At 66.1% G+C, this 26,217-nt stretch carries 30 protein-coding genes; 11 read left to right on the plus strand and 19 right to left on the minus strand.

What is annotated here, in order from left to right; genetic code table 11:
• The 3 genes from AC07U1_RS08755 to AC07U1_RS08765 all read left to right on the plus strand — a co-directional run bounded on the left by AC07U1_RS08755 (position 1) and on the right by AC07U1_RS08765 (position 3,787).
• On the plus strand, positions 1 to 1,170 hold the full coding sequence (locus AC07U1_RS08755; protein WP_495176795.1) for a sterol desaturase family protein: 1,170 nt from the start codon (positions 1 to 3) through the stop codon (positions 1,168 to 1,170).
• Positions 1,171 to 1,309: 139 nt separating this feature from the next.
• The gene (locus AC07U1_RS08760; protein ID WP_495176794.1) at positions 1,310 to 1,699 is read left to right on the plus strand and encodes a hypothetical protein; all 390 of its coding nucleotides are present in this window, start codon (positions 1,310 to 1,312) and stop codon (positions 1,697 to 1,699) included.
• Between the two features lie 72 nt (positions 1,700 to 1,771).
• Positions 1,772 to 3,787 (plus strand): TonB-dependent receptor family protein, encoded by a 2,016-nt coding sequence (locus tag AC07U1_RS08765; RefSeq protein WP_495176793.1) that lies wholly within the window; start codon positions 1,772 to 1,774, stop codon positions 3,785 to 3,787.
• Between the two features lie 21 nt (positions 3,788 to 3,808).
• On the opposite strand, the gene AC07U1_RS08770 is transcribed toward AC07U1_RS08765, so the two are convergent.
• Entirely contained in the window at positions 3,809 to 4,684 is an 876-nt protein-coding gene (locus AC07U1_RS08770; protein ID WP_187141168.1) for a sterol desaturase family protein, read from the minus strand.
• Positions 4,685 to 4,784: 100 nt separating this feature from the next.
• On the opposite strand from AC07U1_RS08770, the gene AC07U1_RS08775 reads away from it, so the two are divergent.
• Both AC07U1_RS08775 and phhA read left to right on the plus strand, forming a co-directional pair.
• Positions 4,785 to 5,414, plus strand: a complete 630-nt coding sequence (locus tag AC07U1_RS08775) for a Crp/Fnr family transcriptional regulator (RefSeq protein WP_495176792.1) — start codon at positions 4,785 to 4,787, stop codon at positions 5,412 to 5,414.
• A gap of 25 nt (positions 5,415 to 5,439) precedes the next feature.
• Positions 5,440 to 6,312 carry a phenylalanine 4-monooxygenase gene (gene phhA / locus AC07U1_RS08780; RefSeq protein ID WP_495176791.1) on the plus strand — a complete coding sequence of 291 codons (873 nt, stop codon included), beginning with the start codon at positions 5,440 to 5,442 and terminating at the stop codon, positions 6,310 to 6,312.
• A gap of 3 nt (positions 6,313 to 6,315) precedes the next feature.
• Here phhA and AC07U1_RS08785 read toward each other — a convergent pair whose 3' ends face one another.
• The 6 genes from AC07U1_RS08785 to AC07U1_RS08810 all read right to left on the minus strand — a co-directional run bounded on the left by AC07U1_RS08785 (position 6,316) and on the right by AC07U1_RS08810 (position 11,733).
• On the minus strand, positions 6,316 to 7,119 hold the full coding sequence (locus AC07U1_RS08785) for a hypothetical protein (RefSeq protein WP_056345794.1): 804 nt from the start codon (positions 7,117 to 7,119) through the stop codon (positions 6,316 to 6,318).
• A 64-nt stretch (positions 7,120 to 7,183) separates the two neighbouring features.
• Positions 7,184 to 8,155, minus strand: coding sequence for a 50S ribosomal protein L11 methyltransferase (locus tag AC07U1_RS08790; protein WP_495176790.1), 972 nt, complete (start codon positions 8,153 to 8,155; stop codon positions 7,184 to 7,186).
• Positions 8,152 to 9,048 (minus strand): subclass B3 metallo-beta-lactamase, encoded by an 897-nt coding sequence (gene bla / locus AC07U1_RS08795; protein ID WP_495176789.1) that lies wholly within the window; start codon positions 9,046 to 9,048, stop codon positions 8,152 to 8,154. The genes AC07U1_RS08790 and bla overlap by 4 nt, the downstream gene beginning before the upstream one ends.
• Complete coding sequence (locus AC07U1_RS08800) at positions 9,038 to 9,730, minus strand: SDR family NAD(P)-dependent oxidoreductase (RefSeq protein WP_495176788.1); 693 nt, start codon at positions 9,728 to 9,730, stop codon at positions 9,038 to 9,040. The genes bla and AC07U1_RS08800 overlap by 11 nt, the downstream gene beginning before the upstream one ends.
• A 55-nt stretch (positions 9,731 to 9,785) precedes the next feature.
• Positions 9,786 to 11,138, minus strand: a complete 1,353-nt coding sequence (locus AC07U1_RS08805) for a methyl-accepting chemotaxis protein (protein WP_056345803.1) — start codon at positions 11,136 to 11,138, stop codon at positions 9,786 to 9,788.
• Positions 11,139 to 11,268: 130 nt separating this feature from the next.
• Entirely contained in the window at positions 11,269 to 11,733 is a 465-nt protein-coding gene (locus AC07U1_RS08810) for an Lrp/AsnC family transcriptional regulator (RefSeq protein ID WP_495177473.1), read from the minus strand.
• 164 nt (positions 11,734 to 11,897) lie between these two features.
• On the opposite strand from AC07U1_RS08810, the gene ald reads away from it, so the two are divergent.
• Positions 11,898 to 13,013, plus strand: a complete 1,116-nt coding sequence (gene ald, locus AC07U1_RS08815) for an alanine dehydrogenase (protein WP_495176787.1) — start codon at positions 11,898 to 11,900, stop codon at positions 13,011 to 13,013.
• 21 nt (positions 13,014 to 13,034) lie between these two features.
• A complete protein-coding gene (locus tag AC07U1_RS08820) occupies positions 13,035 to 13,280 on the plus strand; it encodes a hypothetical protein (protein ID WP_056345806.1) in 246 nt (81 codons plus the stop codon).
• On the opposite strand, the gene AC07U1_RS08825 is transcribed toward AC07U1_RS08820, so the two are convergent.
• A complete protein-coding gene (locus AC07U1_RS08825; protein ID WP_495176786.1) occupies positions 13,281 to 14,120 on the minus strand; it encodes a hypothetical protein in 840 nt (279 codons plus the stop codon).
• 140 nt (positions 14,121 to 14,260) lie between these two features.
• On the opposite strand from AC07U1_RS08825, the gene sdhC reads away from it, so the two are divergent.
• Genes sdhC through sdhA form a run of 3 tightly spaced genes read left to right on the plus strand, consistent with a single transcriptional unit; the run spans position 14,261 to position 16,912 of the window.
• Positions 14,261 to 14,704, plus strand: a complete 444-nt coding sequence (gene sdhC / locus AC07U1_RS08830; RefSeq protein WP_495176785.1) for a succinate dehydrogenase, cytochrome b556 subunit — start codon at positions 14,261 to 14,263, stop codon at positions 14,702 to 14,704.
• Complete coding sequence (sdhD, locus tag AC07U1_RS08835) at positions 14,704 to 15,108, plus strand: succinate dehydrogenase, hydrophobic membrane anchor protein (RefSeq protein ID WP_056345814.1); 405 nt, start codon at positions 14,704 to 14,706, stop codon at positions 15,106 to 15,108. The genes sdhC and sdhD overlap by 1 nt, the downstream gene beginning before the upstream one ends.
• Before the next feature lies 1 nt (position 15,109).
• A complete protein-coding gene (gene sdhA / locus AC07U1_RS08840) occupies positions 15,110 to 16,912 on the plus strand; it encodes a succinate dehydrogenase flavoprotein subunit (protein WP_056345816.1) in 1,803 nt (600 codons plus the stop codon).
• A 304-nt stretch (positions 16,913 to 17,216) separates the two neighbouring features.
• On the opposite strand, the gene AC07U1_RS08845 is transcribed toward sdhA, so the two are convergent.
• The 7 genes from AC07U1_RS08845 to leuC all read right to left on the minus strand — a co-directional run bounded on the left by AC07U1_RS08845 (position 17,217) and on the right by leuC (position 21,523).
• Entirely contained in the window at positions 17,217 to 17,513 is a 297-nt protein-coding gene (locus AC07U1_RS08845; protein WP_495176784.1) for a type II toxin-antitoxin system RelE/ParE family toxin, read from the minus strand.
• A complete protein-coding gene (locus AC07U1_RS08850) occupies positions 17,506 to 17,757 on the minus strand; it encodes a type II toxin-antitoxin system ParD family antitoxin (protein WP_187141179.1) in 252 nt (83 codons plus the stop codon). Before AC07U1_RS08850 ends, AC07U1_RS08845 begins: the two co-directional genes overlap by 8 nt.
• Before the next feature lie 60 nt (positions 17,758 to 17,817).
• Positions 17,818 to 18,111, minus strand: a complete 294-nt coding sequence (locus AC07U1_RS08855) for a hypothetical protein (protein ID WP_056345822.1) — start codon at positions 18,109 to 18,111, stop codon at positions 17,818 to 17,820.
• 101 nt (positions 18,112 to 18,212) lie between these two features.
• Complete coding sequence (locus AC07U1_RS08860; protein WP_187141227.1) at positions 18,213 to 18,422, minus strand: DUF167 family protein; 210 nt, start codon at positions 18,420 to 18,422, stop codon at positions 18,213 to 18,215.
• Between the two features lie 65 nt (positions 18,423 to 18,487).
• Positions 18,488 to 19,483, minus strand: coding sequence for an NADPH:quinone oxidoreductase family protein (locus AC07U1_RS08865; protein ID WP_495177472.1), 996 nt, complete (start codon positions 19,481 to 19,483; stop codon positions 18,488 to 18,490).
• 22 nt (positions 19,484 to 19,505) lie between these two features.
• Complete coding sequence (gene leuD, locus AC07U1_RS08870; RefSeq protein WP_187141181.1) at positions 19,506 to 20,096, minus strand: 3-isopropylmalate dehydratase small subunit; 591 nt, start codon at positions 20,094 to 20,096, stop codon at positions 19,506 to 19,508.
• Positions 20,093 to 21,523, minus strand: coding sequence for a 3-isopropylmalate dehydratase large subunit (gene leuC / locus AC07U1_RS08875; protein WP_495176783.1), 1,431 nt, complete (start codon positions 21,521 to 21,523; stop codon positions 20,093 to 20,095). The genes leuD and leuC overlap by 4 nt, the downstream gene beginning before the upstream one ends.
• A gap of 114 nt (positions 21,524 to 21,637) precedes the next feature.
• On the opposite strand from leuC, the gene AC07U1_RS08880 reads away from it, so the two are divergent.
• A complete protein-coding gene (locus AC07U1_RS08880; protein WP_495176782.1) occupies positions 21,638 to 22,156 on the plus strand; it encodes a sterol desaturase family protein in 519 nt (172 codons plus the stop codon).
• Here AC07U1_RS08880 and AC07U1_RS08885 read toward each other — a convergent pair.
• From AC07U1_RS08885 to AC07U1_RS08900, 4 genes are all read right to left on the minus strand, one after another.
• The gene (locus tag AC07U1_RS08885; protein WP_495176781.1) at positions 22,153 to 23,325 is read right to left on the minus strand and encodes an aspartyl/asparaginyl beta-hydroxylase domain-containing protein; all 1,173 of its coding nucleotides are present in this window, start codon (positions 23,323 to 23,325) and stop codon (positions 22,153 to 22,155) included. The two genes, AC07U1_RS08880 and AC07U1_RS08885, sit on opposite strands and share 4 nt — an antisense overlap.
• Positions 23,318 to 24,004 carry a glutathione S-transferase family protein gene (locus AC07U1_RS08890; RefSeq protein WP_495176780.1) on the minus strand — a complete coding sequence of 229 codons (687 nt, stop codon included), beginning with the start codon at positions 24,002 to 24,004 and terminating at the stop codon, positions 23,318 to 23,320. Before AC07U1_RS08890 ends, AC07U1_RS08885 begins: the two co-directional genes overlap by 8 nt.
• A gap of 15 nt (positions 24,005 to 24,019) precedes the next feature.
• Positions 24,020 to 25,093: an acyltransferase family protein gene (locus tag AC07U1_RS08895; protein WP_495176779.1), complete on the minus strand. Its 1,074-nt coding sequence runs from the start codon at positions 25,091 to 25,093 to the stop codon at positions 24,020 to 24,022.
• Between the two features lie 131 nt (positions 25,094 to 25,224).
• On the minus strand, positions 25,225 to 26,217 hold the full coding sequence (locus tag AC07U1_RS08900; protein ID WP_495176778.1) for an NAD-dependent epimerase/dehydratase family protein: 993 nt from the start codon (positions 26,215 to 26,217) through the stop codon (positions 25,225 to 25,227).

Below are 26,217 nucleotides of genomic sequence, written 5' to 3' on the forward strand. Positions count from 1 at the left end.
ATGGCCAAACGTGATTATCTGAACGCCCTGATGCGCGATCTCGAATCGCATACCGAGGTGCGGCGCTTCGGCAGCGGCTGGCTGTCGGGCTTTTTCGCGCTGCTGTTCGCGGTCGTCGGATTCGGCTTGGTGATCGCGCTGCGTTTTCCCGACTGGTTCGCCACCCCCGAACTCGCGATCGTCAAGAATTGGGGCGGGTTTCGCGGGGTCGTCCACCTGATCCTGCTTGCGAGCTACGGCCTCGCGCTGCTCAGCCTGTTGCTCCGCCCGCGCAAGGTGCTCGGCGCCACCGCGTTGATGATCGCGCTCGCTGCCGCGCTGATCGGCGGCGCCAATGTCCAGCCCGCCGAGACCCGCGACTGGGGGATTTTCTTCGGGCTCGACTTCTTCGTCGTCAACCTGCTGATCACCGGCTTCATGTTCGCGCCGCTCGAACGCGCCTTCCCGCATCGCCGCGCGCAACGCCTGTTCCGCACCGAATGGCGCGAGGATCTTTTCTACTACCTGGTCAGCACGATGTTCGTGCAGGTCTTGGGCTTCCTCGCGCTCGCGCCGCAGCAGTTCGTCAACGAGCATACGAACAGCTGGGACGCCTTCCGCGCCGGGGTCGCTTCGCTGCCGTGGGCCGTGCAATTCGTCATCGTCCTGATCGCGTCGGATGTGGTGCAATATTTCTTCCACCGCACCTTCCATCGCTACCCCTTTCTCTGGGGCTTCCACGCCGTCCATCACAGCGCGAAATCGATGGACTGGCTCGCGGGGTCGCGGATGCATTTCATCGAAATCATCCTGCTCCGCGCGATCACCTCGCTGCCTTTGTTCACCCTCGGTTTCTCGCCGTCGGTGATGCAGGCCTATATCGGCTTCGTCTATGTCTGGTCGTCGCTGCTCCACGCCAATGTCGGCGGCAATTTCAACCGGGCCGGACACTGGATCGCGACCCCGCGCTTTCACCACTGGCACCACGGCCTCGAACGTGAGGCGTTCGACGTCAATTTCGCGATCCATTTCCCGTGGATCGACAAGCTGTTCGGCACCTTTCATCTGCCCAAGGACCGCTGGCCCGAAAATTACGGCATCCCCGAGGATGTGCCGAAAAACTATTGGGGCCAACTGCTCTACCCGTGGACGCGCACGGGCAAGAAGACCGACGAGACGCCCGCCGAATAAATCTTCGTCATTGCGAGCGAAGCGAAGCAATCCCGAGTGAGCGGCAACCGCTCTGGATTGCTTCGCTCCGCTCGCAATGACGCGCTTGATAATGCGAGGCCACTTGTCACTGCACAGCGGTCGCCATAAGGCCCGCCGCATGGGCCTCCTCGCCGCCTTTCGCCGTCCGGGCATCCTTCTCCTGCTGCCGCTGCTGCTCGCGCTCGCCGCGCGCATCATCGTCGCGCCGGGCTGGATGATCGAGACCGACGCGTCGGGGACGATCACCGTGCGCGTCTGTTCGGACCCGGCCAATCCGGGCGCGACGATGACGATCCCGATCGAGAAAATCGCCGGCCATGATGGCGAGCCGCAGCAGCATTGCCCGTGGGGCGCGCTCGCGGTGGCACCGATCGTCCCCGCCGAACCCGCGCTGCCGACCGCGCCGGTCGCGGTCGAGCCGTCGCCCGTCGCGATCCCGTCGCTCGGCTATGCCCCCGGCATCGCCTCGCCGCTGCCGCCAAGCACCGGACCACCCGCCTTCGCCTGATCCAGCCTGAATTGCCGTCCGCGCATCCCGCGCGGCGCGGCGCGTGCCTGTATCCCAAGCGAAGGAAATTTCATGAACAGCCGTACCCATCGGGCGGCGCCGTTGCTGGCGCTCGTCCTCTCGCTCGTCCCCGCCGCCAGCCATGCCGAAGAGGCGGGCGAAGACCAGACGATCATCGTCACCGCGCCCGAACTGACCGACGATGCCGAAGCACGCGCCGCGCGCACCCCCGGCGGCGTCGACGTCGTCACGCATCGGGACTATGCGGACAAATCGATCATGTCGCTGCGCGACACGCTCGCCTTCTCGCCGGGCGTCTATCTCCAGCCGCGTTACGGGCAGGAGGTACGGATTTCGATCCGCGGCTCGGGGCTGTCGCGCGGCTTCCACATGCGCGGGCTGACGCTGCTGCAGGACGGGGTGCCGATCAACCTCGCCGACGACAATGGCGATTTCCAGGAACTCGAACCGATCTTCTTCGACCATCTCGAGGTCTATCGCGGCGCCAACGCGCTGCGCTTCGGCTCGGGCACGCTCGGCGGCGCGGTCAATGGCGTGACCCCGACCGGGCGCACCGTCGAGGGGATTTACCTGCGCGGCGATGTCGGCAGTTTCGGCAGCGTGCGCGGACTTGTCTCGGCGGGTGTCGCGGGGGACCGGGTCGACGCATGGGGCGCGGTCAGCGCCGACACCTCGGATGGCGACCGCGACCATGCGAAGCGGCGCAGCCTGCGCTTTCACGGCAATGTCGGGTTGAAACTGAGCCGCGTTGTGCGCACGCGCTTCTATGCGAGCATCAACAATATCAACCAGCAACTTCCCGGCGCGCTGACGCAGACCGAGGCGCTGACGACCCCGCGCAAGGCGAATGCGGGCGCCGTCGCGGGCGATCAGGGCCGCGATATCGACTCGCTGCGGCTCCAGAACCGCACCAGCCTCGATTTCGGCGCGGTGAAGCTCGACGTCGGCGGCTTCGTCAACGCCAAGTCGCTGCATCACCCGATCTTCCAGCTCATCGACCAGAAATCGACCGATATCGGCGGCTTTGCCCGGCTCGATTATGCGGCGGGGCCGTTCGAGCTCACCCTCGGCGGCGAAATCCGGCGCGGCCGCACCGATGCCCGCCAGTTCGTCAACAATGGCGGCCGGCGCGGTGCGCTGACCTTCGACGCCGGCCAGAAGGCACAGACCGCAACCCTCTATGGCGAGGTACGCGTGCGGCCGGTGGAGACGCTGACGCTTGTCGCGGGCGGCGTCTATGCCGACGGCTGGCGTGCGCGGCGGGTCGATTTTTCGGCGACCGCCGCGACCGACGGGCGGATCGACTTCGACGCCTTCTCGCCGAAACTCGGCCTGCTCTTCGAACCCGCCGATCACATCCAGGTCTTCGCCAACTACAGCCGCTCGGCCGAATTCCCGGGCTTCGGCGAGGTTTTCCAGACGGTCGGATCCCCGCCGACAAGCGCCGTGGTGTCCGACATCCGCCCGCAACGCGCCTGGACCGCGGAAATCGGCACGCGCGGCACGATCGGTTTCGCGGCGTGGGACATCGCCGCCTACCGCGCGACGCTGACGGGCGAAATGCTGCAGTTCGCGACCGGCAGCGATATCCCCGCCGCGACCTTCAATGCTGACCGCACGCTGCATCAGGGCATCGAGGCGTCGCTCGAACTCAACCCCGCACCATGGCTGCGGCTGCGGCAAATATACAATTACAGCGACTTTCGTTTTCGGGGCGACGTCCAGTTCGGGAACAATCGCCTGCCGGTGGTCCCGAACCATGTCTATCGCGCCGAACTGCGGGTTGGCACCGACGCGCTGCATATCGCGCCGAACCTCGAATGGGTCCCCGACGGCCCCTTCGCCGATTATCGTAATCTGGTGCGCACCCCCGGCTATGCGCTGCTCGGCATCACCGGCGGGGCGCGGGTGGCCGAGGGGATCGACGCCTTTGTCGACGTCCGCAATGTCACCGGCAAAAAGGCGATCGGCGACATCAGCGCGGCGATCGTCGTCACCCCGACCTCGGCGATCTATTATCCCGTCGAACGGCGCGCCGTGTCGGCGGGCATCCGCGCGCGCTTCTGACACGCCGCTTGGTACCTCCGGTCAGCCCGCCGCGACCTGCGGAATGGCTGACCGGGGCACCGCGCCCGGGATATCGGCGTCCATATCCTTGTTCTCGGGAAAGATCGGCCACAGCAGTTGCTGGCCCAGCGTCGCCGGGGGCAGGTTTTCGACGCCATAGCTGACGGGATAGCTGCGGGTGATCTTGGCTGTGCCGAACAGCACGTCCCAGAAGAACAGCAAATTGCCGAAATTTCCCTTATAATGGACCGCGCCGTCGCTGAGGTGGCGGCCGTGGTGGGCGTGATGCGTCGCCGGAGTGCTGATGACGCGCTCGACGACCCACATCAGCGGCGACAGCGCCTTGATCCGGTACAGAGGCCTGTCCCACGCGAAATCGCTGTGCGCGCCGATGATCACGGCCATCTTGACGACCAGATAGCCGGCATAGAACCAGCCGAGTCCAAGATAGACCAGAATCCCCGCGAACCAGATACTCGGCATCATCGCATAATAGAGGATGTTGTTCCGATAGACGAGCCGGACGCTCATATAGCGCGCATTATGGTGGGCGCGATGGAGGTTGTAGAGCCAGGAAAAGCTGTGGCTCGCACGGTGCCACCAATATTGCATCATATCCTCGAAGACGAGGAACAGCGCGAGCGCGGCGAGGAAGGGAATGCCCGCCAGCGCATTGGCGTACTGTGGGACCAGCGCCTGGCCGATCGCACCGACCGTGAACAGGATCAGCGGCTGCGTCACCACCAGCAGCATCAGGGTGCTGACGACTTCGAGGATGCCGTCGTGGCGCGTCTGTTCGTCCTTGGCGAACAATCGGGTGCAGGCGAGTTCGAGCAGCGCGAAGCTCAGATAGATCGCCATCACGACCAGACTCGATTGGGCGCTTGTCAGCTGCATGTCGCGGCACTCCCATGGCCATCGGCAAGTCGTTGCTTGCCATGGCGCCGACCTTGCCACAGTGTCGCGACCCGGAATGCAAAGAACTTATCATTTTGCGATGGCCGAGCGATCGACCCTGTCGCCGCACGAGCTGGTTCAGCTGACCGCAAGTGCGCGCGTGCGCGATTTTGCCGACGGCCAGTTCGTCCAGCATCAAGGCGATCCGGGCGACGCCTTTTGGGCGGTCGTCGACGGACATGTGACGATCGGCCGCTTTGCCGAGGACGGTGGTTTCACCCATTTCGGGGTGATGGGGCGCGGCGACATGTTCGGCGAACTGGCCTTTTTTACCGGTGTGCCGCGACAGGTCGACGCGCTCGCCAGCGGCGGCGCGCGGCTCGTCGCGATCGACCGGCCGCTGCTGCGGCAATTGATGGCCGCCGACGTCGGCTGGGCCGAGCTGCTGCTGCGCAGTCTGTCGCGTCAGCTCGCGTCGACGCTCGACATCATCGATTCCGAACGGCGGTTGTCGACCCCCGATCGGCTGCTCGCGATGCTGCGTGCGATGGCGGCCGACAGCGCCGGCGGCGATCGGATCACCGCGACCCAGCAGCAGCTCGCCGACCTGCTCGGCGTGTCGCGCGTGACGTTGGGCGCGGCGCTGCGTATATTGGCGGGCGCCGGGCAGGTCGAACGCGGCTATGGCCATATCCGCCTGCTGCGGCTCGACGGAGACGGTTTCATTTGAAACCTTTTCATGCTAGGCGTGTCCCATGAAAGAAGGCTTCACCCACGTCCATGAAACCCCGCCGCCCGGCGCTGCGGCCGACTGGACGATCGCTCAGAACTGGGACGCCTTCACCGCCGACGAACATGCGATGTGGGACCGTCTCTTCGCGCGCCAGTCGGCGATGCTGCCCGGCCGCGCATCCGAAGCCTTTCTGCGCGGCATCGACGTGCTGCGGCTCGAAAAGCCCGGCATCCCCGATTATCGCGAGCTCAACGCGCGGTTGATGGCGGCGACGGGGTGGCAGGTCGTCGCGGTGCCGGGGCTCGTCCCCGACGAGGTGTTTTTCGACCATCTCGCCAACCGCCGCTTCCCCGCGGGCAATTTCATCCGCACCCCGCAGCAGCTCGACTATCTGGAAGAACCCGACGTCTTCCACGACGTCTTCGGCCATGTCCCGATGCTCGCCGACCCGATATTCGCCGACTATATGGTCGCTTATGGCGAGGGCGGGCTGCGCAGCCTGAAATTCGACGCGCTCAAACAGCTCGCGCGGCTTTACTGGTATACCGTCGAATTCGGGTTGATCCGCGAAGCGGGGGGCTTGCGCATCTATGGCGCCGGCATCGTGTCGAGCTATGCCGAAAGCGTCTTCGCGCTCGATTCGGACAGCCCGAACCGCATCGGCTTCGACCTAGCCCGCGTCATGCGCACCGACTACCGGATCGACGATTTCCAGCAGAATTATTTCGTCATCGACAGCCTCGACCAGCTGCTCGATACCACGGTGAACACCGACTTCGCGCCGCTCTATGCCGCGAACGACGCGCTGCCGCCGATCGCCATCGCCGACATCCTGCCCGGCGACGAAGTGATCACCCGCGGCACGCAGGACTATGCGCTCGCCAAGAGCGGCTGACTCTCAATCCCGGTCCTTGCGGACCTCCGATACCAGCCGCCGGCGATGCTGAAAGGCTTCGCGGTCGGGCGGCAGGCTGTAAATGCCGCGCAGCAGCGCGGCGTCGTTGTCCGATAATTCGCGGCGCCCCGCCTCGCCGTCGAACAGCGCCATGATCGAATCCTCGGGCGGCGGCGGCCTGCTGCTCAATTCGGCGAGCGCGACCATCGCCGCATAGGACGCGACCGAGTCGAGCAGGGTCCCGTCGGCCTTTTCGGCATCGATGATTACCGTCGCCGACCGCAGCGCGCGCACGACCTGGGTGCTGACGATGCTGCTGTTATATTGCCGCACCACCCCGGACGCCGCGGGCATTCCGTCGCGGCTCTCGTCGCGGGTGCTGTACCACCAGCGGATCGCGCCATCGCCCTCGACCAGCCGTTCGCGGACGACGGGCGACAGCGCCGCGGCCTGTCGCGGTGATTTGGCGAAGATCGCGCGGGTCAGGCCCTCGCCGTCGTCGGTGAAAATGACGGCGATGTTGGGGACGCACGCACCCGATGCGACGGGCGCGCCCGCCGACGCCGCGACCGCACGAATCCGCTTGTCGACGATCGCCGCGACCGCGTCATCGACCCCGACCGTGCGCGGACATATCGGCATGATCCACCGCGCGACCGGCTCGAGCCGGGCCACACCGGCGCGGCGCACAAATTCGGCGGCGCGTTTCCGTTCCTCGGCTGCGGTGATCGGGGTTCCCGTCACGACGATAGGGTCGGGATCGCTGCCGGCGGCGGCAAGCAGGGCGAGGGCGGCGATCAGGCTCATGGCAGGTCTCCCGGTGACGCGGCGCCAAGCCTAGCAAATTACCGGAGAATTTCCAGCACCTGACTTACCAGCTCCCGAAACTCGCGTCCGACGGGCTCGCGCGGTGAAAGGCGCGCTCCTTGCGCCGCCAGCCGTAACGGCGGCGCTTAACCAGCAGCAGGCACGGCCATTCGGCGCTGCCGCCGCGCGCGGCGAGGCGAAATCCTTGCGCGCGATAGGCGGTCAGCACCGGCTCCATCTGCCGCGCGATCAGCCCGGCAAGGATCGCATGGCCGCCCGGCGCGGTGACGCTCGCGATATCGGGGGCGAGGGTGATCAGCGGCCCCGCGAGGATGTTCGCGATGACGAGGTCATAAGGCGCGCGATGCCTGATCGCGGGATGGTCGGTCCCCGGCGCGACCGCGACCGCCAGCCGTCCGCCGCCGCGGCCGAGCGGCACGCCGTTGATCCCGGCATTGTCTTTGGTCACGAAGATGCTCGCCGGATCGATGTCCGATGCGATCGTCCGTGCGCGCGGCCACAGCGCCATGGCTGCAAAGGCGAGCAGGCCGGTGCCGGTGCCGATATCGGCGATGTTGCGCGGCACCATGCCCTCCCGCGCCATCAGGTCGAGCATCGCGAGGCAACCCGCGGTGGTGTCGTGCCCGCCGGTGCCGAACGCCTGGCTCGCGTCGATCAGGAAGGATGTACTGCCCGGTGGCACGCGGTCGGCAAAGCTGCTGGTGTGGACGAAGAATCGTCCCGCCTGCACGGGCTCGAGTCCTTGTTGCGAGAGGGTGACCCAGTCCTCCTCGGGCAGTTCCTCGATCACCGGCTTCGCGCCTTTGGCGCTCGGCGTCAGCGACTGCAGCAATTCGACCAGCGCTGCGTCCGGCCGTTCGTCCATATAGGCGTCGAGCTGCCACTGCCCGGCATCCTCGTCGATCTCGCGCGTCACCACGACGGGCGCATCGGGCCGCGTGTCGAGTTCGGGGATGTCGCCCGACAGCGCTTCGGCCTCGGCGCGGGTGCAGGGGAGCGAGACGATCCAGCTCATTTCGCCGCGGCTTCCTTCGCCAGCCGGTCGTCGAGCCGCTTCGCGGCGCCCTCGGCATAAGTCTTGCACGCACTCGCATCGACCAGCGGCGCCGCGCCCGCGAGTCGATCGAAGAGGTTGCTCGCCGACGGATGCGGGGTGATCAGCAGGTCGCACGGCAACGTCGGCACCTTGGCAAAGGTCGCGCGCAGCATCGCGACATAATCGGGATGGTCCGAAAAGCGATAATCGTCGGCGGACACCGCGCTCAGGCTGTCGACATAGGCGATCGTCCGGCAATCGCCCGCCTCGCACGCGCGCCATGTCCAGCTCGTGCTGCCCGGCGTATGCCCCGGGGTCGCGTGGATCGTCAGCCCGATGTCGCCGATCGGCAGGCGCTCGCCATCCTTGAGTTCGCGCGATACCTTGACCCCGGCGAAGGGCGGGATCGCACCGCGCTGCGGGTCGATCGCCTCGGGCTCGCCGCTGGTCAGCGTCGCCACCGCTTCGTGCCGCGCCAGCACCGCGGCGCCGGTCGCATCCTGCAGCGCCTTCAACCCGCCGACATGGTCGAGATGCTCGTGGCTCGCGAGCAGAGTGCGGACGTTCTTGGGGTCGAAGCCGAGCGCGCGGATATTGGCGAGGATGCCCGGTGCGGCCTCCGCGGTCGCACCGTCGATCAGCACCAGCCCGTCGGGGGTCGCGATCAGCAGTGCGGTGATGCCGCAGGTGCCGACATAATAGGTGTTGCCGAAAATCTTCGCGGGCGGCGCGGCGTCGCTCCACCCGTCGCGTCCTTCGCACGCGGTCGCGAGCGCCTTGCCGGTCGGAGCGGGCGCGGCGGGGGCAGGGGTTCGCTGCGGCGTGCAGCCGGCGAGCGCCAGCGCGGCGAGGATGGCGATTCTAGCGGACATAGCTGGCTCCGTTCACGTCGAGCACCGCGCCGGTCATCGATGCGGGCGCGTCGATCGCGCACCAGCGCGCCATTTCGCCCACTTCCTCGGGCATCGCGACGCGGCCGAGCGGAATGTCGGCAAGCAATTTGTCGCCGCCGCGGCTCTCCAGATACTCCTCGGCCATGCCGGTCATCGTGAAGCCGGGACATATGGCGAAGGCGAGGATATTCTCGTTCGCATAAGCACGCGCGATCGTCTTGGTCATCGCGACCATGCCCGCCTTCGACGCCGCATAATGCCAGTGCGCGGGGCTGTCGCCGCGATGCGCGGCGCGGCTCGCGATATTGACGATGCGGCCCTCGGACTTCCGCTGTTGCCAGTGCAGCACCGCCAGGCGGCAGAATAGGGCGCTCGCGGTCAGGTTGATCTGCTGCGTGCGGTTCCAGTTGGCAAGCCAGTCGGCGTCGTCGGCGTCGATCGGGTTCGCCTCGAACACCCCGGCATTGTTCACCAGCACATCGATACGGCCATCGAGCTGCGTGAGGGCGCGGTTCCAGATCCGTCCCGGCGTCGCGGGGTCGGCGAGGTCGCCGTCGGCGCTCGACAGCGCGACGACCTTGGCCGTGTCGGAAAGCAGCGCCGCAGCGATCGCGGCGCCGATGCCGCGGCTCGCGCCGCTGATCAGGATATGGGTTTGCATGGCCCGCCCTTAAGCGGACCCCGTCACCTTGCCAAGCATGGGGTCGGTATGCCGGTCAGGCAACGCGGCGGCTGAACTCGCTCGCGGCCTGTTCGAGCGACTGCAGCCGCTCGCCCATCTTGGCGAATTCGTCGCTCAGCACGCTGATTTCGCCCGCGACCATGCCCGAATCGTTGCGGATGCTGGCGATCGTCGACGACATCGAATCGGCGGCGAGCGCGGTTTCGTCGACCGCGGCGGTGATCGAGGTGACCGTCTGCGCCTGCGCGTCCATCGCGTCGCGGATGCGCTGCGCCGAATGCTGGACCTCGACGATCGTCGCCTGGATCGACTGGTTGGCGGCGACCGAACCCCTGGTCGCCTGCTGGATGGCGGTGATCTTGCCGGCGATATCGTCGGTCGCGCGCGCGGTTTCGTTGGCGAGGCTCTTCACCTCCTGCGCGACGACCGCGAAGCCGCGGCCCGATTCGCCCGCGCGCGCCGCCTCGATCGTGGCGTTGAGCGCGAGCAAATTGGTCTGGCCCGCGATCTCGCGGATCAGGCCGAGGATCGATTCGATCGATTCGGCATGGTGCGACAGCGCTTCGGACATGGCGACGGCTTCGCCCGCCTGTTCGGAGGCGCGGATCGCGACGTGCGAGCTGGCTTCGACTTCGCTGCGCGCGTCCTCGATCGCGCGGATCAGCCCCGCGGCGGTCGAGGCGGCTTCGCGCATCGCGATCGCCGATTGTTCGGATGCCGCGGCGACTTCGCTCGTCTTGGCGATCATGCCCTTGGCGGCATGGTCGGCCGAGGCCGCCTGCCTGGCGAGTTCGCGGCGCACGCCGTCGGTTTCCTGGACCAGCGAGGCGATCGACTGGTCGAAATCGCCGGCCAGCGCCAATCGCTCGCCCGAAATGACCGCGCGGTTCAGCTTCTCGGCATAGGTTTCCATGATGTCGAATTCGAGCAGCGCGAGCCGGTTGATCGCCGCGCACAGCCGGGTCAGTCGCGCGGCATCGCCGGCGCAGGCCTCGACCACATAATGATAGGCCAGCCGCTGGCTCTCGCCGATGCACGACAGGACCGATGCCAGCGGCACCCCGACGCGCAGCGCCATATGGGTGTTCTGGCACGCGATCGTCGCCGCGGCCTGTCCGTCGGCATGGGCATATTTCTCGCGCATATGTTTCGCGCTGCCGGCGATATAGCTGGTCAGCAGGTCGCCCTCGACCTTGCGTTCGACGAGCGACAGGCCGTTGAAGGCATCCCAGTAAGCGCGCGCCATCTCGGGCTCGTGCCCGGTGACGATCGCCGCGATTTCGGCGCCATCGGCCGCCAGCTGGCCATCGAGATCATAGAAGGGGAAGCGATCCGACATCAGGATCGGATCAATCTGCTGCTTATGAATCGGATTTTCCTTCACCATGATCCTGCTTCCCTCACATCGTTCGTGGCGCGCGGCGCTGCCGTCCGCTGTCACCGGCGAAAATCATGACCGATCTATGTGGGGAAGGGGTAAATTCGGCGTTAACCAGCGCCGCGAAAAAAAATGCGCGTCAGCCCTCGCCGCGCACCGGATAGCCCTCGAACGCCTTGATCGTGCGCAGCGCGAAGGCACTGTGCATCGCGGCGACGCCGGGCAGCCGCGACAGGCAATGGCGGTGCAGCCGGTCGAAGTCGGCGACATTGCGCGCCGCGACGCGCAGCCGGTAATCCGATGCACCCGACAGCAATTGGCACTCCAGGATCTCGTCGAAGCTCTTCACCGCGCTTTCAAAGGCGGTCAGCGCTTCCTCGCTCTGCGAGGTCAGGCTGATGTCGACGAAGACGTCGAGCCCGAGGCCGATCTTGTCGGGGTCGAGCCGCGCGGCATAGCCGGCGATGATCCCGTCACTCTCGAGCGCGCGGATGCGGCGGTGGCACGCCGAAGCCGACAGCCCGACGCTTTCGCCGAGCTCGACCGCGGGACGCGGCCCCTGTCGCTGCAGCAGGTCGAGAAGCTTGCGGTCGATCCGATCCATCATGAAGCGCTCCAGGGCGATTTCGCGCACAATTTGTGCGCGCTTGTCGGGGAACGGACCATGATATGCAAGCACCTCGCGCGGCGAAGCTGCTATATCGGCGGCAGAGAGTCGTCGGCAACGCGAGGCGCGATCGGCGGCCACCCGGTATTGGAGAGCGACGCATGATCATCGGCACCCCCAAGGAAATCAAGAATCACGAATATCGCGTCGGCCTGACCCCCGAAAGCGCGCGCGAGCTCCACGTCCACGGTCACCGCGTGCTCGTGCAGACCGGCGCCGGTGAAGGCATCGGCGCGCACGACCGCTTTTATGTCGAGGCGGGCGCCGAGATCGTCCAGACCGCCGAGGAAATCTTCGCGACCTGCGACATGGTCGTGAAGGTCAAGGAACCCCAGCCCGTCGAGCGTGCGATGCTCCGCCCCGGGCAGATTCTCTACACCTATCTCCATCTCGCCCCCGACCCCGACCAGACGCGCGACCTGATGGCGTCGGGCGCCGTCTGTATCGCCTATGAAACCGTCACCAGCCCGCACGGTGGCCTGCCGCTGTTGAAACCGATGAGCCAGGTCGCGGGGCGCATGTCGATCCAGGCCGGCGCGACCGCGCTCGAAAAGGCGCACGGCGGCCGCGGCGTGCTGCTCGGCGGCGTGCCGGGTGTGGCGCCGGGCAAGGTCTGCATCATCGGCGGCGGCGTCGTCGGCTTCAACGCGGCGCAGATGGCGGCGGGGCTCGGCGCCGACGTCACCATCCTCGACCGCGATCCCGAAGTACTCGAACGCGTCGGCACTTTTTTCGAAGCGCGCGCGAAGACGCGCTTCTCGAACCGTGCCAACCTCGCCGAATGCGTCGCCGAGGCTGATCTGGTGATCGGCGCGGTGCTGATCCCCGGCGCCGAGGCGCCGAAGCTGGTGACGCGCGACATGCTCGGCACGATGCGCCCGGGTTCGGTGCTCGTCGACGTCGCGATCGACCAGGGCGGCTGTTTCGAAACCAGCCATGCGACAACCCACGCCGACCCGACCTATGTCGTCGACGGCATCGTCCATTATGCGGTCGCCAACATGCCCGGTGCGGTCGCGCGTACCAGCACCTATGCGCTCAACAACGTCACCCTGCCGCACGCGCTGCGCATCGCCGACCTGGGCTGGAAAGAGGCGCTGAAACGCGACGTGCATCTTGCACAGGGACTCAACGTCTGGAATGGTAAGGTGACGTTCGAAGCCGTAGCCGAAGCGGTCGGGACGGACTATGTGCCTGTGGAGCAGGCACTGCTGTGACAACAAGGACTTGAGACTAAAATGACCCCCAGCGAAGACCTCCCCGAAACCGGCACCGGCGAAGAAAGCGAAAACGAAGTCCTGCGCGCCGCCCGCGAACTTCAGGCGCAAAAGGAAGCCGCCGAGGCGACCGAAGCCGCCGACAAGGAAGCGACCGGAACCGGCAAGAAGGCCGGCTGGAAAACCGCCGCAGCCGCGGCCGGCATCGGCATCGGCTCGGCGGCGGTGCTCGCCGCGCTGCTCTACGCCAACCGCGGGAAGAAATGATCAGGGCATTCCGATTTCGCTGCCCTTTGGGTTGGTGAAACCGTCGGTTCCGAGCAACCAGATGTCCTCGTCGGCCATGATGATGCCCATGTCGATCGGCACGTTATTGCGCACGAAATAATGGATTTCGGTCGGCTGCGGGTCGAGCAGGTGCGACACGACGAAGAAGGCCTTCTCCTTCATCTCCTCGTCGGGGCGCGAGTCGATCATCATGCAGCTCTTGAGGAAGGGCCGCCAACTGGCGACTTTCCCGGCGGCGTCGATATCGAAACGGTAATGGCCACCGAGCGGAAAGACTCCCGCGGTTACCGACGGTGACATGATATAGGCGCGTATCCGTCCGTTGCCGTCGGGAGGCAGGATAACGCTGTTGGCGCTGCCCTCGGTGCAGAAGCCCAGCTTTTCCTTCACGAAGCGCTCGGTCGCTGCGTCGCGAGCGTCGACAAGCCGGTTGGCGAGTGGCGACAGGGCGGCATCCTCGCCTTTCGGCACCAGCCCGCCTTCGACCACCGCCGCGCCCTGCATCACATAACGCACGATCGCGTAACGCGGACCGTTCCGCTGGCCGAAATAGGTGACCAGCAATTTGCCGTCGTCATGCGGTTCGACGACCCAGCCGCGCAGGTCGGGATAGTCGGCGGGTTTGATCAACGCCAGCAGCGCATCGGTGCTGTGCCAGGCCGCCTGGTCATATTGATAGATCAGCTTGCCCGTCGCCATCGCCTCGGCATTGGCGGTCTTTTCGGCTTCGGTGACCTCGGCCATGGCGGCGGGCGCCAGCGCCACCGCCATCAGGCCGACGGCCGCCATGGCCAGAACCGCGTTTTTCCGCTTGATCACGCCCGTCTCCCCCGTTCTAAGGGGCGCAGGGTCGCAAATATTTCCGCGCCGTGCAACAAAGGCTCCTAAGCAATTGCATATCGCGGCCATGGCGCTAAACCGGCGCCCATCGACCGATTAGAGTCAGAAACGGGGCTGATATGGCTGGCAACGAACCGAGCGGCAGGCCGCTCTCGCCGCATTTGCAGGTTTATAAATGGGGACCCGCGATGACGGTCTCGATCCTCCACCGCGCGAGCGGGGACGGGTTGGCGATCGTCGGCGCGAGCATGTTCCTCTGGTGGCTCTACGCCATCGCGGCGGGGCCCGAGGCCTATGCGGCGTTCGTCGCCTGCGTCTGGCACGACCCCAGCCCCGATGTCGGCATCTTCCACACGATCACCAACATCCTGGGCAAGGTCGTGCTGGTCGGGCTGACCTGGGCCTTTTTCCAGCATATGTTTTCGGGCCTTCGCCACTTCGTCCTCGACGCCGGTGCGGGTTATGAACTCAAGACCAACAAGCTGTGGTCGACCGTGGTGATCGCTGCGGGCGTGTTCGCGACCGCAGCGACATGGCTCTATATATTGGGGAGCGCACTCTGATGGGCAACGGCACGCATCTCGGCAAGGTTCGCGGCCTCGGCTCGGCCCAGCATGGTTCGCACCACTGGCTGCAGGCGCGGCTGACCGCGCTCGGCAATCTGCTCCTCGTCGGCTTCCTCGTCGTCTCGCTCCTGCGCCTGAACCTCGGCGATTTCGCCGCGGTGCATCGCTGGGCGTCGCAGCCGATGGTCGCGCTCGCGCTCATCCTGCTCGTGGTCAGCATCTTCGTCCATCTGCGCCTCGGGCTGCAGGTGCTGATCGAGGACTATGTCCACGGCGAAGCGACGCGTCTGCTCGCGCTCGTCGCGCTCAATTTCTACGCCATCGGCGGCGCCGCATTCGGGATCTTCACGATCGCCCGCATCGCACTGGCGCCCATGGCGCTCGGCCCGGGGGGCATGTGACATGACCGAAGCTTACAAGATCATCGACCATATCTATGACACCGTCGTCGTCGGCGCCGGCGGGTCGGGCCTGCGCGCCACGATGGGCAGCGCCGAGGCGGGACTCAAGACCGCCTGCATCACCAAGGTGTTCCCGACGCGCAGCCACACCGTCGCGGCGCAGGGCGGCATCGCCGCCAGCCTCGGCAACAATTCGCCCGACCACTGGACCTGGCACATGTACGACACCGTCAAGGGGTCCGACTGGCTGGGTGACCAGGACGCGATCGAATATATGGTTCGCGAAGCGCCGCAGGCGGTCTACGAACTCGAGCACGCCGGCGTGCCCTTCTCGCGCAACCAGGACGGCACCATCTACCAGCGCCCGTTCGGCGGCCATATGCAGAATATGGGCGAAGGCCCGCCGGTGCAACGCACCTGCGCCGCGGCCGACCGCACCGGCCATGCAATGCTCCACGCGCTCTATCAGCAGTCGCTGAAATATGACGCTGACTTCTTCGTCGAATATTTCGCGCTCGACCTGATCATGGAAGACGGCGTGTGCCGCGGCGTGATCGCGCTGTGCATGGAGGATGGCAGCATCCACCGCTTCCGCTCGCAGGCCGTCGTGCTCGCGACCGGCGGCTATGGCCGCGCCTATTTCACCGCGACCTCGGCGCACACCTGCACCGGCGACGGTGGCGGCATGGTGCTGCGCGCCGGCCTGCCATTGCAGGACATGGAATTTGTCCAGTTCCACCCGACCGGCATCTATGGCGCCGGCGTGCTGATCACCGAAGGCGCACGCGGCGAGGGCGGGTACCTCACCAACAGCGAAGGCGAGCGTTTCATGGAACGCTATGCCCCTTCCGCGAAGGACCTCGCGTCGCGCGACGTCGTGTCGCGTTCGATGGCGCTCGAAATCCGCGAAGGCCGCGGCGTCGGTCCGCACAAGGACCATATCTACCTGCACCTCGACCATATCGATCCCGCGGTGCTCGCCGAGCGCCTGCCCGGGATTACCGAGAGCGGCAAGATTTTCGCCGGCGTCGACCTGACCCGCCAGCCGCTGCCGGTCGTGCCGACGGTCCATTACAATATGGGCGGCATTCCCTGTAACTATCATGGCGAAGTCGTGACGCTGAAGGACGGCAATCCCGATACCGTGGTCCCCGGCCTGTTCGCGGTCGGCGAAGCGGCGTGCGTGTCGGTCCATGGCGCGAACCGCCTCGGCTCGAACAGCCTGATCGACCTTGTCGTGTTCGGCCGCGCCACCGGCCACCGGCTGCGCGACATCATCAAGCCCGGCGCCGCGCAGGCCGCACTGCCCAAGGACAGCGCCGACCTCGCGCTCGGCCGTCTCGATCATTTCCGCAACGCCAATGGCGGCTCGCCGACCGCGGTCGTCCGCGACGAAATGCAGCGCGCGATGTCGATGCACGCCGCGGTGTTCCGCACCGACGAACTGATGGCCGAGGGCAAGGACAAGCTTGCCAAGACCTATCAGCGGATGAACGACATCGGCGTCACCGACCGCAGTCTGATCTGGAACACCGACCTCATCGAAACGCTCGAGCTCGACAATCTGATCAGCCAGGCGACGGTGACGATGCATTCGGCGTTCAACCGCAAGGAAAGCCGCGGCGCCCACGCGCACGAGGATTTCCCGAACCGCGACGATCCGAACTGGATGAAGCACAGCATCAGCTGGTTCGACGGCTGGGGCGGCAAGGGCGGCGGCGTCCGCCTCGATTACCGCCCGGTCCACGAATATACGCTCACCGACGACGCCGAATATATCAAGCCGAAGGCGCGGGTTTATTGAGCAAGTGCCAGAAGCGGTGGGTCGTTCGTTGGAAGGGCAGCAACCCCGCCGTTGATGGTGACAAGATCGTTATGATGTTTCGTCGATCGAGCACGTCGCCGAGCATCTGGAAACGCTTTATACTCATGCTGCCTGGTCCGACTCATGCGGCGACCTTTGGAAATGGTCGCGTCGCCTGAAGGCATCGCGGCTGCGCGAGTTCATGAGCATCGATCGCGGCATGATTTCTTATGGAGACAATCCGCAGGTGGAGGCCCGAAAGGAGGATGTTGCGGACCCCTTCGCTTGATGGTCTGCCTCGCGCTCAACCTTGCAATTGCCGCATCACATCCCGCCGCTCATGCAACACCCGGATCACATCGACCCGCTCGTCGTCGATCAGATAGAATATGAAATGGTGCCCGCTCCGCGCTCGCCTCAGGCCCGGAAAGACGTCCGCTTCTTCCGGGCGGCGTAATCCATCCACCGCAAGGCGCTCGATGGTTCGGCGGAGATCGCCGAGATAGTGGCGGGCTTGGTCGGCGCCCCATTGTGCGATGGTGTGATCCGCAATGTCTTCGATGTCGACTTCCGCCTCGGGGCGGACGATGATGCTACGCATCGCTTGCGGGGCCGAACTTCCGCTCCATGAAGGCGTCCCAATCGAAGGGGCGGGCGGGTCCGCTATCGATGCCCTTCTGTATCTCGCGCCGCAACGCCGCGACCCCGTCGTCATAAGCGATATAACGCCGCATCGCCTCGCGCACGACCTCGCTGGTCGTCGCGAACTCGCCCGATTCGACCTTGTTGCGGGCGAATTCGATGAAAGGTTCGCCCAAGGCGACCGAGGTGTTTTTCGCTGCCATGCGGCGATGGTACCAAATTTTGGTAACAGCGTCCAGCGGCGCCATTTTCGCGCGCCGAGGCTATCCCCCAAACCACCCATGGAAGAAATTAAGGTCGGAGAAGGGTTCGTCGACCGCCTGGCCCATGATCCAGAGTTTCTGGCACGCGATCAGGAAGAACATCAGCGCGATCGTCCACACGATGATCGTCTTGATCACCTGCCAGCGGTGCGCGTCGGCGATCGCTTTGGCGCGGGCTTTGTAATCGATGCCCAGATCGCCTTCGAACTCGGCAACAAGCTGCGCGCGGCGGGTGCGCGAAATATTCGCGATGCCCGCAGCGGTATCTTCCCCGATCGAACGGCGAGTCGCCATCTTCCCTGCCCTGTCTAACGCGCTCGAAGCGCTAGTGTCACACCCTGCTCAATAGCCGGGAGCCACTGACAAAGCGTTAACCCGCAAAAAATCGATCGCGATCAGTCCGGCGCGATCCCGATCAGCTTGATCCGGGCGCTCGCGCCGCGCAGCAGTGACAGGTTGCGCGGCGCGACGTCGAGCGCGGCGGCGAGCAGTCGCAGCACCGCTGCGTTCGCGGCGCCATCGGCGGGCGGCGCGGTGACGCGCAGGTGCACGGTGTCGTCCGCGATCGTCACCGTGTCGCGGCTCGCGCCGGGGGTGACGCGCACCGCAAGCCGTCCGCTCGCCGCCAGCGCACGCAGCGCTTCGGTCAGCGCCGGCTCGGGGCGATATTTCAGATGGTCACGACCAGCTTGCCGACCGCGCTGCGGTCGCCAAGCTTGGCGATCGCCTTGCCGCCGTCGGCAAGGGCATAGGTGCCGGTGACCCGCGGCTTGATCTTGCCCTGCGCCCATAGCGCGAACAGCCGCGCGATATTGCCGCGGTTGCGCACGGGTTCGCGTGCGACGAAGGCGCCCCAGAAGACGCCGGCGACGTCGCAGCTCTTGAGCAGCGTCAGGTTGAGCGGCAGGCGCGGGATACCCGCAGGGAAACCGACGACGAGATAGCGGCCTTCCCACGCGATCGAGCGCAGCGCTGGTTCGGCGTAGTCGCCGCCGACCGCGTCATAGACGAGGTTCGCACCGTTCGGCCCCACGGCCTCCTTGAACTTGTTCGCGAGCGCCTTCGACTGGTCCTTGTCGAACGGCTGGCGGCCATAGACGACGACTTCGTCGGCGCCGGCGGCGCGTGCGATCTCGGCCTTGTCCTCGCTCGACACCCCCGCGACGACGCGTGCGCCGAACGCCTTGCCCAGTTCCACCGCCGCGATGCCGACCCCGCCCGAGGCGCCGAGGACGAGCAAGGTGTCGCCTTCCTTGATATGCCCGCGATCGACCAGCGCGTGGATGCTGGTGCCATAGGTCATCAGCAGCGAGGCCCCTTCGGCGAAGTCATGCCCGTCGGGCAAATGATAGACATTATGAACCGAAACCGCGATCGCCTCGGCCATGCCGCCGTTACCGCAGCCCGCGATCACGCGGTCGCCGACCTTGAAGTCGGTCACGCCCTCGCCGACCTCGGCCACGAGTCCCGCGACCTCGCCGCCGGGCGCGAAGGGGCGTTCGGGCTTGAACTGATATTTGTCCTCGATGATCAGCACGTCGGGGAAGTTGACCGCGCAGGCCTTCACGTCGATCACGATCTGGCCGGCACCCGCGGTCGGGCGCGGCAATTCGCCGATAGCCAGCGTTTCGGGGCCGCCGGTGGCGGTCGACAAGAGAGCCTTCATCATCTTCTCCTCACAGGGGGTGTTACAGCGAAGGTTGCAGCCAGGGCCGGTCCTGCGCCAGTTTTTTCTCATAGTCGCCGATCGCGGCGTCGCTCTTTTCAGTGATCGAAATCTCGTCGAGCCCTTCGAGCAGGCACATCTTGCGGAACGGGTCGATCTCGAAGGCAAAGCGGTCCTGAAACTGGGTCGTCACCGTCTGGTTTTCGAGGTCGACATGCACCGGATCGGTCAGCGCGACCTCCATCAGCCGGTCGATCGCCGCCTGCGGCAGCACCACCGGCAGGATCCCGTTCTTCACCGCATTGCCCGAGAAGATGTCCGAGTAAGACGGCGCGATCACGACGCGGATGCCCAGGTCGCCGAGTGCCCATGCGGCATGTTCGCGGCTCGATCCGCAGCCGAAATTGTCGCCCGCGATCAGGATCGGCGCGCCCTTATATTCGGCGCTGTCGAAAAGGTTGTCGGGGTCCTTGCGGATCGCCTCGAACGCGCCGCGGCCCATGCCCTCGCGCGTCGTGCCCTTCAGCCAGTGCGCGGGGATGATGACGTCGGTATCGACATTCTTCAGCCCGAACGGAATCGCGCGGCCATCGACCTCGTTCAGCGGGGTCATGCCATCAGTTCCCGCACATCGGTGAGCTTGCCGGTCACCGCCGCCGCCGCCGCCATCGCGGGGCTGACGAGGTGGGTGCGGCTGCCCGGACCCTGGCGGCCGACGAAATTGCGGTTGCTGGTGCTGGCGCAGCGCTCGCCCGCAGGCACCTTGTCGGGGTTCATCGCGAGGCACGCCGAGCAGCCGGGTTCGCGCCACTCCAGTCCCGCTTCGGTGAAGATGCGGTCGAGCCCTTCGGCCTCGGCCTGCGCCTTCACCAGCCCCGATCCGGGGACGACGATCGCCCATTTGACATTGTCGGCCTTCTTGCGGCCCTTGATCACCGCCGCGGCGGCGCGCATGTCCTCGATGCGGCTGTTGGTGCAGCTGCCGATGAAGATATTTTCGACCGGCACATCCTGCATCCGCGTGCCGGGGGTAAGGCCCATATAGGCGAGCGATTTCGCCGCTGCCGCCTGCTTCGACGGATCGGCGAAGCTCGCGGGGTCGGGGACGACCCCGGTGATCGGCACGACATCCTCGGGGCTGGTGCCCCAGGTCACGCTCGGGGCGATGTCGGCGGCGTCGATCACCACAACCTTGTCGTAAGTCGCACCCGCATCGGTCGCGAGGCTCTTCCAGTACGCGACCGCCGCGTCCCAGTCGGCACCCTTGGGCGCATAGGGGCGGCCCTTCAGATATTCGAAGGTAACCTCGTCGGGCGCGATCAGCCCGGCGCGCGCGCCGCCTTCGATCGCCATGTTGCTGACCGTCAGCCGGCCCTCGATGCTCAGCGCGCGGATCGCGCTGCCGGTATATTCGATGACATGGCCGGTACCGCCCGCGGCGCCGATGGTGCCGGTGATGTGGAGGATGATGTCCTTCGCGCTGATGCCAGGGCCGACCTCACCCTCGACGCGCACTTCCATCGTTTTCGCCGGTTGCAGCAGCAGCGTCTGCGTCGCGAGCACATGCTCGACCTCGCTCGTCCCGATGCCGAACGCCAGCGCGCCGATGCCGCCGTGGCACGCGGTGTGGCTGTCGCCGCAGACGATCGTCGTGCCCGGCAGCGAGAAACCCTGCTCGGGGCCGACGACATGGACGATGCCCTGCTCGGCTGCGGTCGCATCGATATAGCGGATGCCATATTCGGGGGCGTTCTTTTCCAGCGCCGCGAGCTGCGCGGCGCTTTCGGCGTCGGCGATCGGCAGCTTGTTGCCCGCCGCGTCGAGCCGTGCCGTGGTCGGCAGGTTGTGATCGGGCACCGCGAGCGTCAGGTCGGGGCGGCGCACCGTGCGGCCGCTCGCGCGAAGCCCGGCAAAGGCCTGCGGGCTGGTGACTTCATGGACGAGGTGACGGTCGATGAAGATCAGGGCGGTACCATCGGGGCGCTGTTCGACGACATGCGCGTCCCAGATTTTCTCATAGAGGGTGCGGGGCCGAGTCATGCGGTTCACTTAAGCCCCCCCGACAACAATGCAAGCCAGTGGCGATCCAAAACGCAATTTTCGGTCGCGGCGATTGCGGTGGCAGCGCGGGGGCGGGAGGCCTATATTCGCGCCATGTCGGTCCTTGCCATCATCTTGCTCGTTCTTGCCACCGTCGTGGCGATGGAGGGCGTCGCGTGGGGCAGCCACAAATATATCATGCACGGTTTCGGCTGGGCCTGGCACCGCGACCATCACGAACCGCATGATAAATTGCTCGAAAAGAACGACCTGTTCGCGCTCTTCGGCGCCGCGCTCAGCATATCGATGTTCGCAGCCGGCAGCCCGATGATCATGGGCGCATCGGCGTGGGAGCCGGGGACGTGGATCGGCCTCGGCGTGCTCTTCTACGGTATCATCTACACGCTCGTTCACGACGGGCTTGTCCACCAGCGCACTTTCCGCTGGGTTCCGCGCCGTGGCTATGCCAAGCGCTTGGTGCAGGCGCACAAGCTCCACCATGCGACGATCGGCAAGGAAGGCGGGGTCAGCTTCGGCTTCGTCTTCGCGCGCGACCCCGCGAAGCTCAAGGCCGAACTCAAGGCGCAGCGCGAAGCCGGCATCGCGGTCGTGCGCGACGCGCTGACCGACTAGCGATAGGCGTCGACGGTCTCGAACAGCGCCGCGACCCCGCGCCGGTCGGCTTCGCCGAGTTCGGGGCGCCAGATGTCGAAGATCAGCACGACGCGGTCGCTGTCGGCATGGTTGATCGCCTCATGCTCGATCGAATCGTCGAAGATGAGCAGCTTGCCTTCCTCCCACTGCCGCGCCTCGCCGCCGACGGTCAGCGCGCCGTCGCCGGGGACGATCAGCGGCAGGTGGCAGATCAGCCGTGCGTTGATCATGCCGTAATGCGGCGCGATATGCGCGCCGGGCTGGAGCAGCGAAAAGAGGATCGACGGCGAGCGCACCGAGATGCGGCACTGCGGAACGGTTTCGAGCGCGGCGAAGGTCGCCGGAAAGCGTGCCGCCATCTCGGGAACGATCGTGCCATTGTGCACGAGATGGAGGGCCGACCAGGAGGCGTTGTCGTGCATCCCGTTGAATTCGACGCGTGGCCGGTCCGGTGCATGCGTCAGATAGGGCTTGAACAGATCGGGGTCGGTGAGCGCCGCGTGCAGCTCGGTGCGGATCGCGTCGGTAGCGGCCTCGAAAGCGGGGACCCAGTCGAATTCCTCGCGCTCGTAGAAGCGCCGTTGCGGCAGACCCGGGAAGAGGAAGCTCGACGGGCGTTGCAATTCATAGTCGACATGGTCCTCGCCGCGCATCACCGCGAGCGCGCGGGCGAAGCCCGGGCTGCGCGCTTCGGGCGGCAGACCGCGCGCGGCAAGGCCCGCGTCGACGGCGAGACCGAATTCACGTTCCAGCTCGGCGGCGGCGGTGCGCGCGCCGTCGGCCAGCTGTGCGAGCGACGCGGGCAGCGTGCCGATGATATCGGCCCGGCGCAGCGCGGTGCGATACCAGCTTGCGGCAACGCGCCGTTCGCCAGCCGAGCGGCGGCAATCGCCCTTCCAGATCAGCGCGCGCAGGGCGCCGTCATCCTGTTCGAGGATCGCGTCGGCGGCCTTTTCCTGCCCGTCGCGGTCGCTCGCGAGACGGCAGGCTTCGCCCAGCATCAGCCAGACCTGCAGATTGGCATGGCCTGCATCGACCACAGGTTGCAGCGCCGCGCGCGCGGTCTCCGCGTCGCCGCGCTGGAGCGCCAGGCCACCCTGCTGCGCAAGGCGCGTCGCTTCGCTTACATCCATCGTCTCGTCAGCCATGACGATAGTCCGCGGTGATCGACCCGGCTGCCGCCAGTTCGTCCTCATGGCTTTCCTCGCGCCAGCTTTCGGCGAGCGCCTGTTCTTCCCAGTCGCGCATCGCCGGATGCGCGAGGATATGGTCGACCCACGCCTGTCCGGCACCGACGTCGAGGCCATAGGTGCGGATACGAAAGGTGACCGGTGCGAAAAAGGCATCGACCGCCGAAAATTGCGACCCCGCGAGCCATGGTCCGCCGAAGCGGGCGAGCCCCTGTTCGAACACTTCGCGGATGCGCGCGACATTGGCTTTCAGCGCGTCCGACATCGGCTTCGGGGTCACGCGCACGCCGACGTTCATCGTGCAATCGTTACGCAGCGCCGCAAAGCCGCTGTGCATTTCGGCCGCCGCGCACTGCGCCCAGGCGCGTGCATCGGGATCCGCCGGCCACACCGCGTCGTGCCGGTCGGCGAGATAGAGCGCGATGCCCAGCGAGTCGTAGATCGTCCGCCCCGCATGGAGCAGCGCCGGAACCTGTCCGGTCGGCGAAAAGCTGCGAAAGGCGTCGTAATTGACCGGCTGCGCGAAAGGCTCGATCCGGTCCTCGAAGACGATGCCGAGCCCCCGCATCAGCATCCACGGCCGCAGCGACCAGCTCGAATAGTTGCGGTTGGCGGTGATCAGGCAATAGTCGCGCATGTCGGGTTCCGTCGTTCAGTCGCCGGCGGCCGCGGTGCCCGCGGTCTGCCGTTCGGTCGGCGCGCGGCCGACCAGCCGGTTGCCCAGCTTATGCGCGAGCCGGTGGCTCGGGCGTTCGCACAGCAGGAAAAAGACATAGGTCATGACGCCGGTCACCACCAGATAGAGCAGCAGCGACACGACGCCATGGTCGCCGCCCTCGAACAGTCGCATCGCGACCGGATGGACAAGGTAGAGGCTGAAGGTGGCGCGGCCCATGCGGTCGAACGGGGCGGGGCCCGACCGGTCGAGCATCCGCACCAGTTCGAAGCCGAGCCAGAAGGTCGCGAAGATCGCGAAGATGTTGAGGATGAAGGCCGAGGAGGTGAAGAGGCCGAAACCGACCAACTGCGTCTTCGCGAGCTTGAAGACGACCGCCATCGCGAAGATGCCGACACGCGTCGCGTTGATCCACAGCGCCGAAAGCCGGCCGAAGCGATGCAGATTCTCCGCCAGCCAGCAACCCGCGAGCCAGCAGGGAAAGCCGACGAGAAAGGTGCCATAGCCGAGCGCGCGATAATTGCGGTTGTCGACGAAGACATCGGCGTAAAAATAATAGATCAGGATCGTGACGACGCACGAGATGGCGAGCGGGATATGCATCCGGCCGTTGAAGCGGACGAGCAACGGATAGAGGAAATAATAGATCAGCTCGCAGATCAGGCTCCACAGCACCGTCGCCTTCCAGCTCACCTCGGCGACCTTGCCGATATCGGGAAACACGAAGGCGATCATGAAGGCGATCGACGGCAGCACGATCCGGATCGACCGTTTGACGTAGAATTCGCCGGTGCTGAAGCTCTTCCCCTGGTGATAGGGAGCGTGGATGACGAAGCCCGAGATGATGAAGAACACGATGACCGCGGCGGGCCCGTTCCACAATATGTCCCATCCCGATGAAATCAGGCGATTATAACGCTCGGATTCAAAGATCTGGAAATTGGAATAATGGTGGCCGATCGCAACGACCGCGGCACAGATGAGGCGGATCGTGTCGAGACCATGGTAATAGTTGACGGCTTTGCGTTCATCGGCCTGCGACGCTGTCATCCCGCCCTAACTCCCACCGTTTCTGCATGGCACAATGGACCGCGTTGCTAGCGAAGGAATCTCCGCAGCACCATCGAATTGCGAACAGCCGCGCCGTGCTTTTCGGTCGTGCGGATTTGGGGGCCCACACGTCAGTTGGTGCAAAGATCGTCCGCGCGCCGGTGGCGGCGCAGCGCGACGATCGGCGAGGTGTAATGGGGTTCGTGGGCAAAGGGCAGCGGCGCCCCGTCGGCGAGCGCCGCCAGCACGCTGCCGAAATCGGTGCTCGCCCGCCAGCCCAGCCGCCGCTCGGCGCGCGACGGGTCGTAGAGGCGGTCGATCCGCTCGGGCAGCACCCAGCCGCGCGCGGCATAAAGCGCTTCGGCCTGTGGATGGTGGCGCGCGATCACCGCGCGTGCATCGCGGGCGAGTTCCGCGGCCTCGTCGCGGGCGAAGGGCGGCGGCGCTGACAGGATGAAGGTGTCGCAGCCGATAGCGGGCGCACGTTCGAGCGCGACAAGATGCGCGGCGGCGGCATCCTCGACGGTCAGGCGGCGATTGAGCAACTCGTTCGCCTTCAGGTTGAGGCCGCCCGGCACCGCGAGCGTGTCGTCGTCCTCGGGAAAGAAGCGCCCGGTGCGCAGGATCAGGGCCGCGATACCATGCTCGCGGTGGACCAGCCGGCATGCCTGTTCGGCGGCAAGCTTGGTGATGCCATAGATGTTGCGCGGCTCGAGCGGTCCGAAATCCTCGTCCATCCACCACGCGCCCGCCGCGCCGGCGCCGTCGCGCACATCGGCGCGCACCATCAGCGAAGTGGTCGACGTGAAGAGGAACCGGTCGTTGCCCGCCGCAACCGCGGCCTCGATCAGGTTCAGCGTGCCGCTGACGTTGACATCGACAAACGCCTGGCGCGGGTATCGCACGATATCGGGCTTGTGCAGCGCCCCGGCATGGATGACCGCCTCGATGCCGTGGTCCGCGAAGATCCGGTCGACCAGCGCGCGGTCGGTGACGGTGCCGACGATCTGGGTGTCGTCGCCGGGGACGATGTCGAGGCCGACGACTTGATGCCCCGCGCCGCGCAGCATTGGCGCCAGATAGCGGCCAAGCCAGCCGGTCGATCCGGTGAGCAGGACGCGCAT

It is taken from the genome of Sphingopyxis sp. GW821-FHT02C12 (assembly GCF_059421785.1).

What these genes read in the sequence shown, in the direction of transcription:
- AC07U1_RS08755 (WP_495176795.1), top strand. Translation starts at nt 1, where the DNA reads ATGGCCAAACGTGATTATCTGAACGCCCTGATGCGCGATCTCGAATCG.
- AC07U1_RS08760 (WP_495176794.1), top strand. Translation starts at nt 1,310, where the DNA reads ATGGGCCTCCTCGCCGCCTTTCGCCGTCCGGGCATCCTTCTCCTGCTG.
- AC07U1_RS08765 (WP_495176793.1), top strand. Translation starts at nt 1,772, where the DNA reads ATGAACAGCCGTACCCATCGGGCGGCGCCGTTGCTGGCGCTCGTCCTC.
- AC07U1_RS08770 (WP_187141168.1), bottom strand. Translation starts at nt 4,684, where the DNA reads ATGCAGCTGACAAGCGCCCAATCGAGTCTGGTCGTGATGGCGATCTAT.
- AC07U1_RS08775 (WP_495176792.1), top strand. Translation starts at nt 4,785, where the DNA reads ATGGCCGAGCGATCGACCCTGTCGCCGCACGAGCTGGTTCAGCTGACC.
- phhA (WP_495176791.1), top strand. Translation starts at nt 5,440, where the DNA reads ATGAAAGAAGGCTTCACCCACGTCCATGAAACCCCGCCGCCCGGCGCT.
- AC07U1_RS08785 (WP_056345794.1), bottom strand. Translation starts at nt 7,119, where the DNA reads ATGAGCCTGATCGCCGCCCTCGCCCTGCTTGCCGCCGCCGGCAGCGAT.
- AC07U1_RS08790 (WP_495176790.1), bottom strand. Translation starts at nt 8,155, where the DNA reads ATGAGCTGGATCGTCTCGCTCCCCTGCACCCGCGCCGAGGCCGAAGCG.
- bla (WP_495176789.1), bottom strand. Translation starts at nt 9,048, where the DNA reads ATGTCCGCTAGAATCGCCATCCTCGCCGCGCTGGCGCTCGCCGGCTGC.
- AC07U1_RS08800 (WP_495176788.1), bottom strand. Translation starts at nt 9,730, where the DNA reads ATGCAAACCCATATCCTGATCAGCGGCGCGAGCCGCGGCATCGGCGCC.
- AC07U1_RS08805 (WP_056345803.1), bottom strand. Translation starts at nt 11,138, where the DNA reads ATGGTGAAGGAAAATCCGATTCATAAGCAGCAGATTGATCCGATCCTG.
- AC07U1_RS08810 (WP_495177473.1), bottom strand. Translation starts at nt 11,733, where the DNA reads ATGGATCGGATCGACCGCAAGCTTCTCGACCTGCTGCAGCGACAGGGG.
- ald (WP_495176787.1), top strand. Translation starts at nt 11,898, where the DNA reads ATGATCATCGGCACCCCCAAGGAAATCAAGAATCACGAATATCGCGTC.
- AC07U1_RS08820 (WP_056345806.1), top strand. Translation starts at nt 13,035, where the DNA reads ATGACCCCCAGCGAAGACCTCCCCGAAACCGGCACCGGCGAAGAAAGC.
- sdhC (WP_495176785.1), top strand. Translation starts at nt 14,261, where the DNA reads ATGGCTGGCAACGAACCGAGCGGCAGGCCGCTCTCGCCGCATTTGCAG.
- sdhD (WP_056345814.1), top strand. Translation starts at nt 14,704, where the DNA reads ATGGGCAACGGCACGCATCTCGGCAAGGTTCGCGGCCTCGGCTCGGCC.
- sdhA (WP_056345816.1), top strand. Translation starts at nt 15,110, where the DNA reads ATGACCGAAGCTTACAAGATCATCGACCATATCTATGACACCGTCGTC.
- AC07U1_RS08845 (WP_495176784.1), bottom strand. Translation starts at nt 17,513, where the DNA reads ATGCGTAGCATCATCGTCCGCCCCGAGGCGGAAGTCGACATCGAAGAC.
- AC07U1_RS08850 (WP_187141179.1), bottom strand. Translation starts at nt 17,757, where the DNA reads ATGGCAGCGAAAAACACCTCGGTCGCCTTGGGCGAACCTTTCATCGAA.
- AC07U1_RS08855 (WP_056345822.1), bottom strand. Translation starts at nt 18,111, where the DNA reads ATGGCGACTCGCCGTTCGATCGGGGAAGATACCGCTGCGGGCATCGCG.
- AC07U1_RS08865 (WP_495177472.1), bottom strand. Translation starts at nt 19,483, where the DNA reads ATGAAGGCTCTCTTGTCGACCGCCACCGGCGGCCCCGAAACGCTGGCT.
- leuD (WP_187141181.1), bottom strand. Translation starts at nt 20,096, where the DNA reads ATGACCCCGCTGAACGAGGTCGATGGCCGCGCGATTCCGTTCGGGCTG.
- leuC (WP_495176783.1), bottom strand. Translation starts at nt 21,523, where the DNA reads ATGACTCGGCCCCGCACCCTCTATGAGAAAATCTGGGACGCGCATGTC.
- AC07U1_RS08880 (WP_495176782.1), top strand. Translation starts at nt 21,638, where the DNA reads ATGTCGGTCCTTGCCATCATCTTGCTCGTTCTTGCCACCGTCGTGGCG.
- AC07U1_RS08885 (WP_495176781.1), bottom strand. Translation starts at nt 23,325, where the DNA reads ATGGCTGACGAGACGATGGATGTAAGCGAAGCGACGCGCCTTGCGCAG.
- AC07U1_RS08890 (WP_495176780.1), bottom strand. Translation starts at nt 24,004, where the DNA reads ATGCGCGACTATTGCCTGATCACCGCCAACCGCAACTATTCGAGCTGG.
- AC07U1_RS08895 (WP_495176779.1), bottom strand. Translation starts at nt 25,093, where the DNA reads ATGACAGCGTCGCAGGCCGATGAACGCAAAGCCGTCAACTATTACCAT.
- AC07U1_RS08900 (WP_495176778.1), bottom strand. Translation starts at nt 26,217, where the DNA reads ATGCGCGTCCTGCTCACCGGATCGACCGGCTGGCTTGGCCGCTATCTG.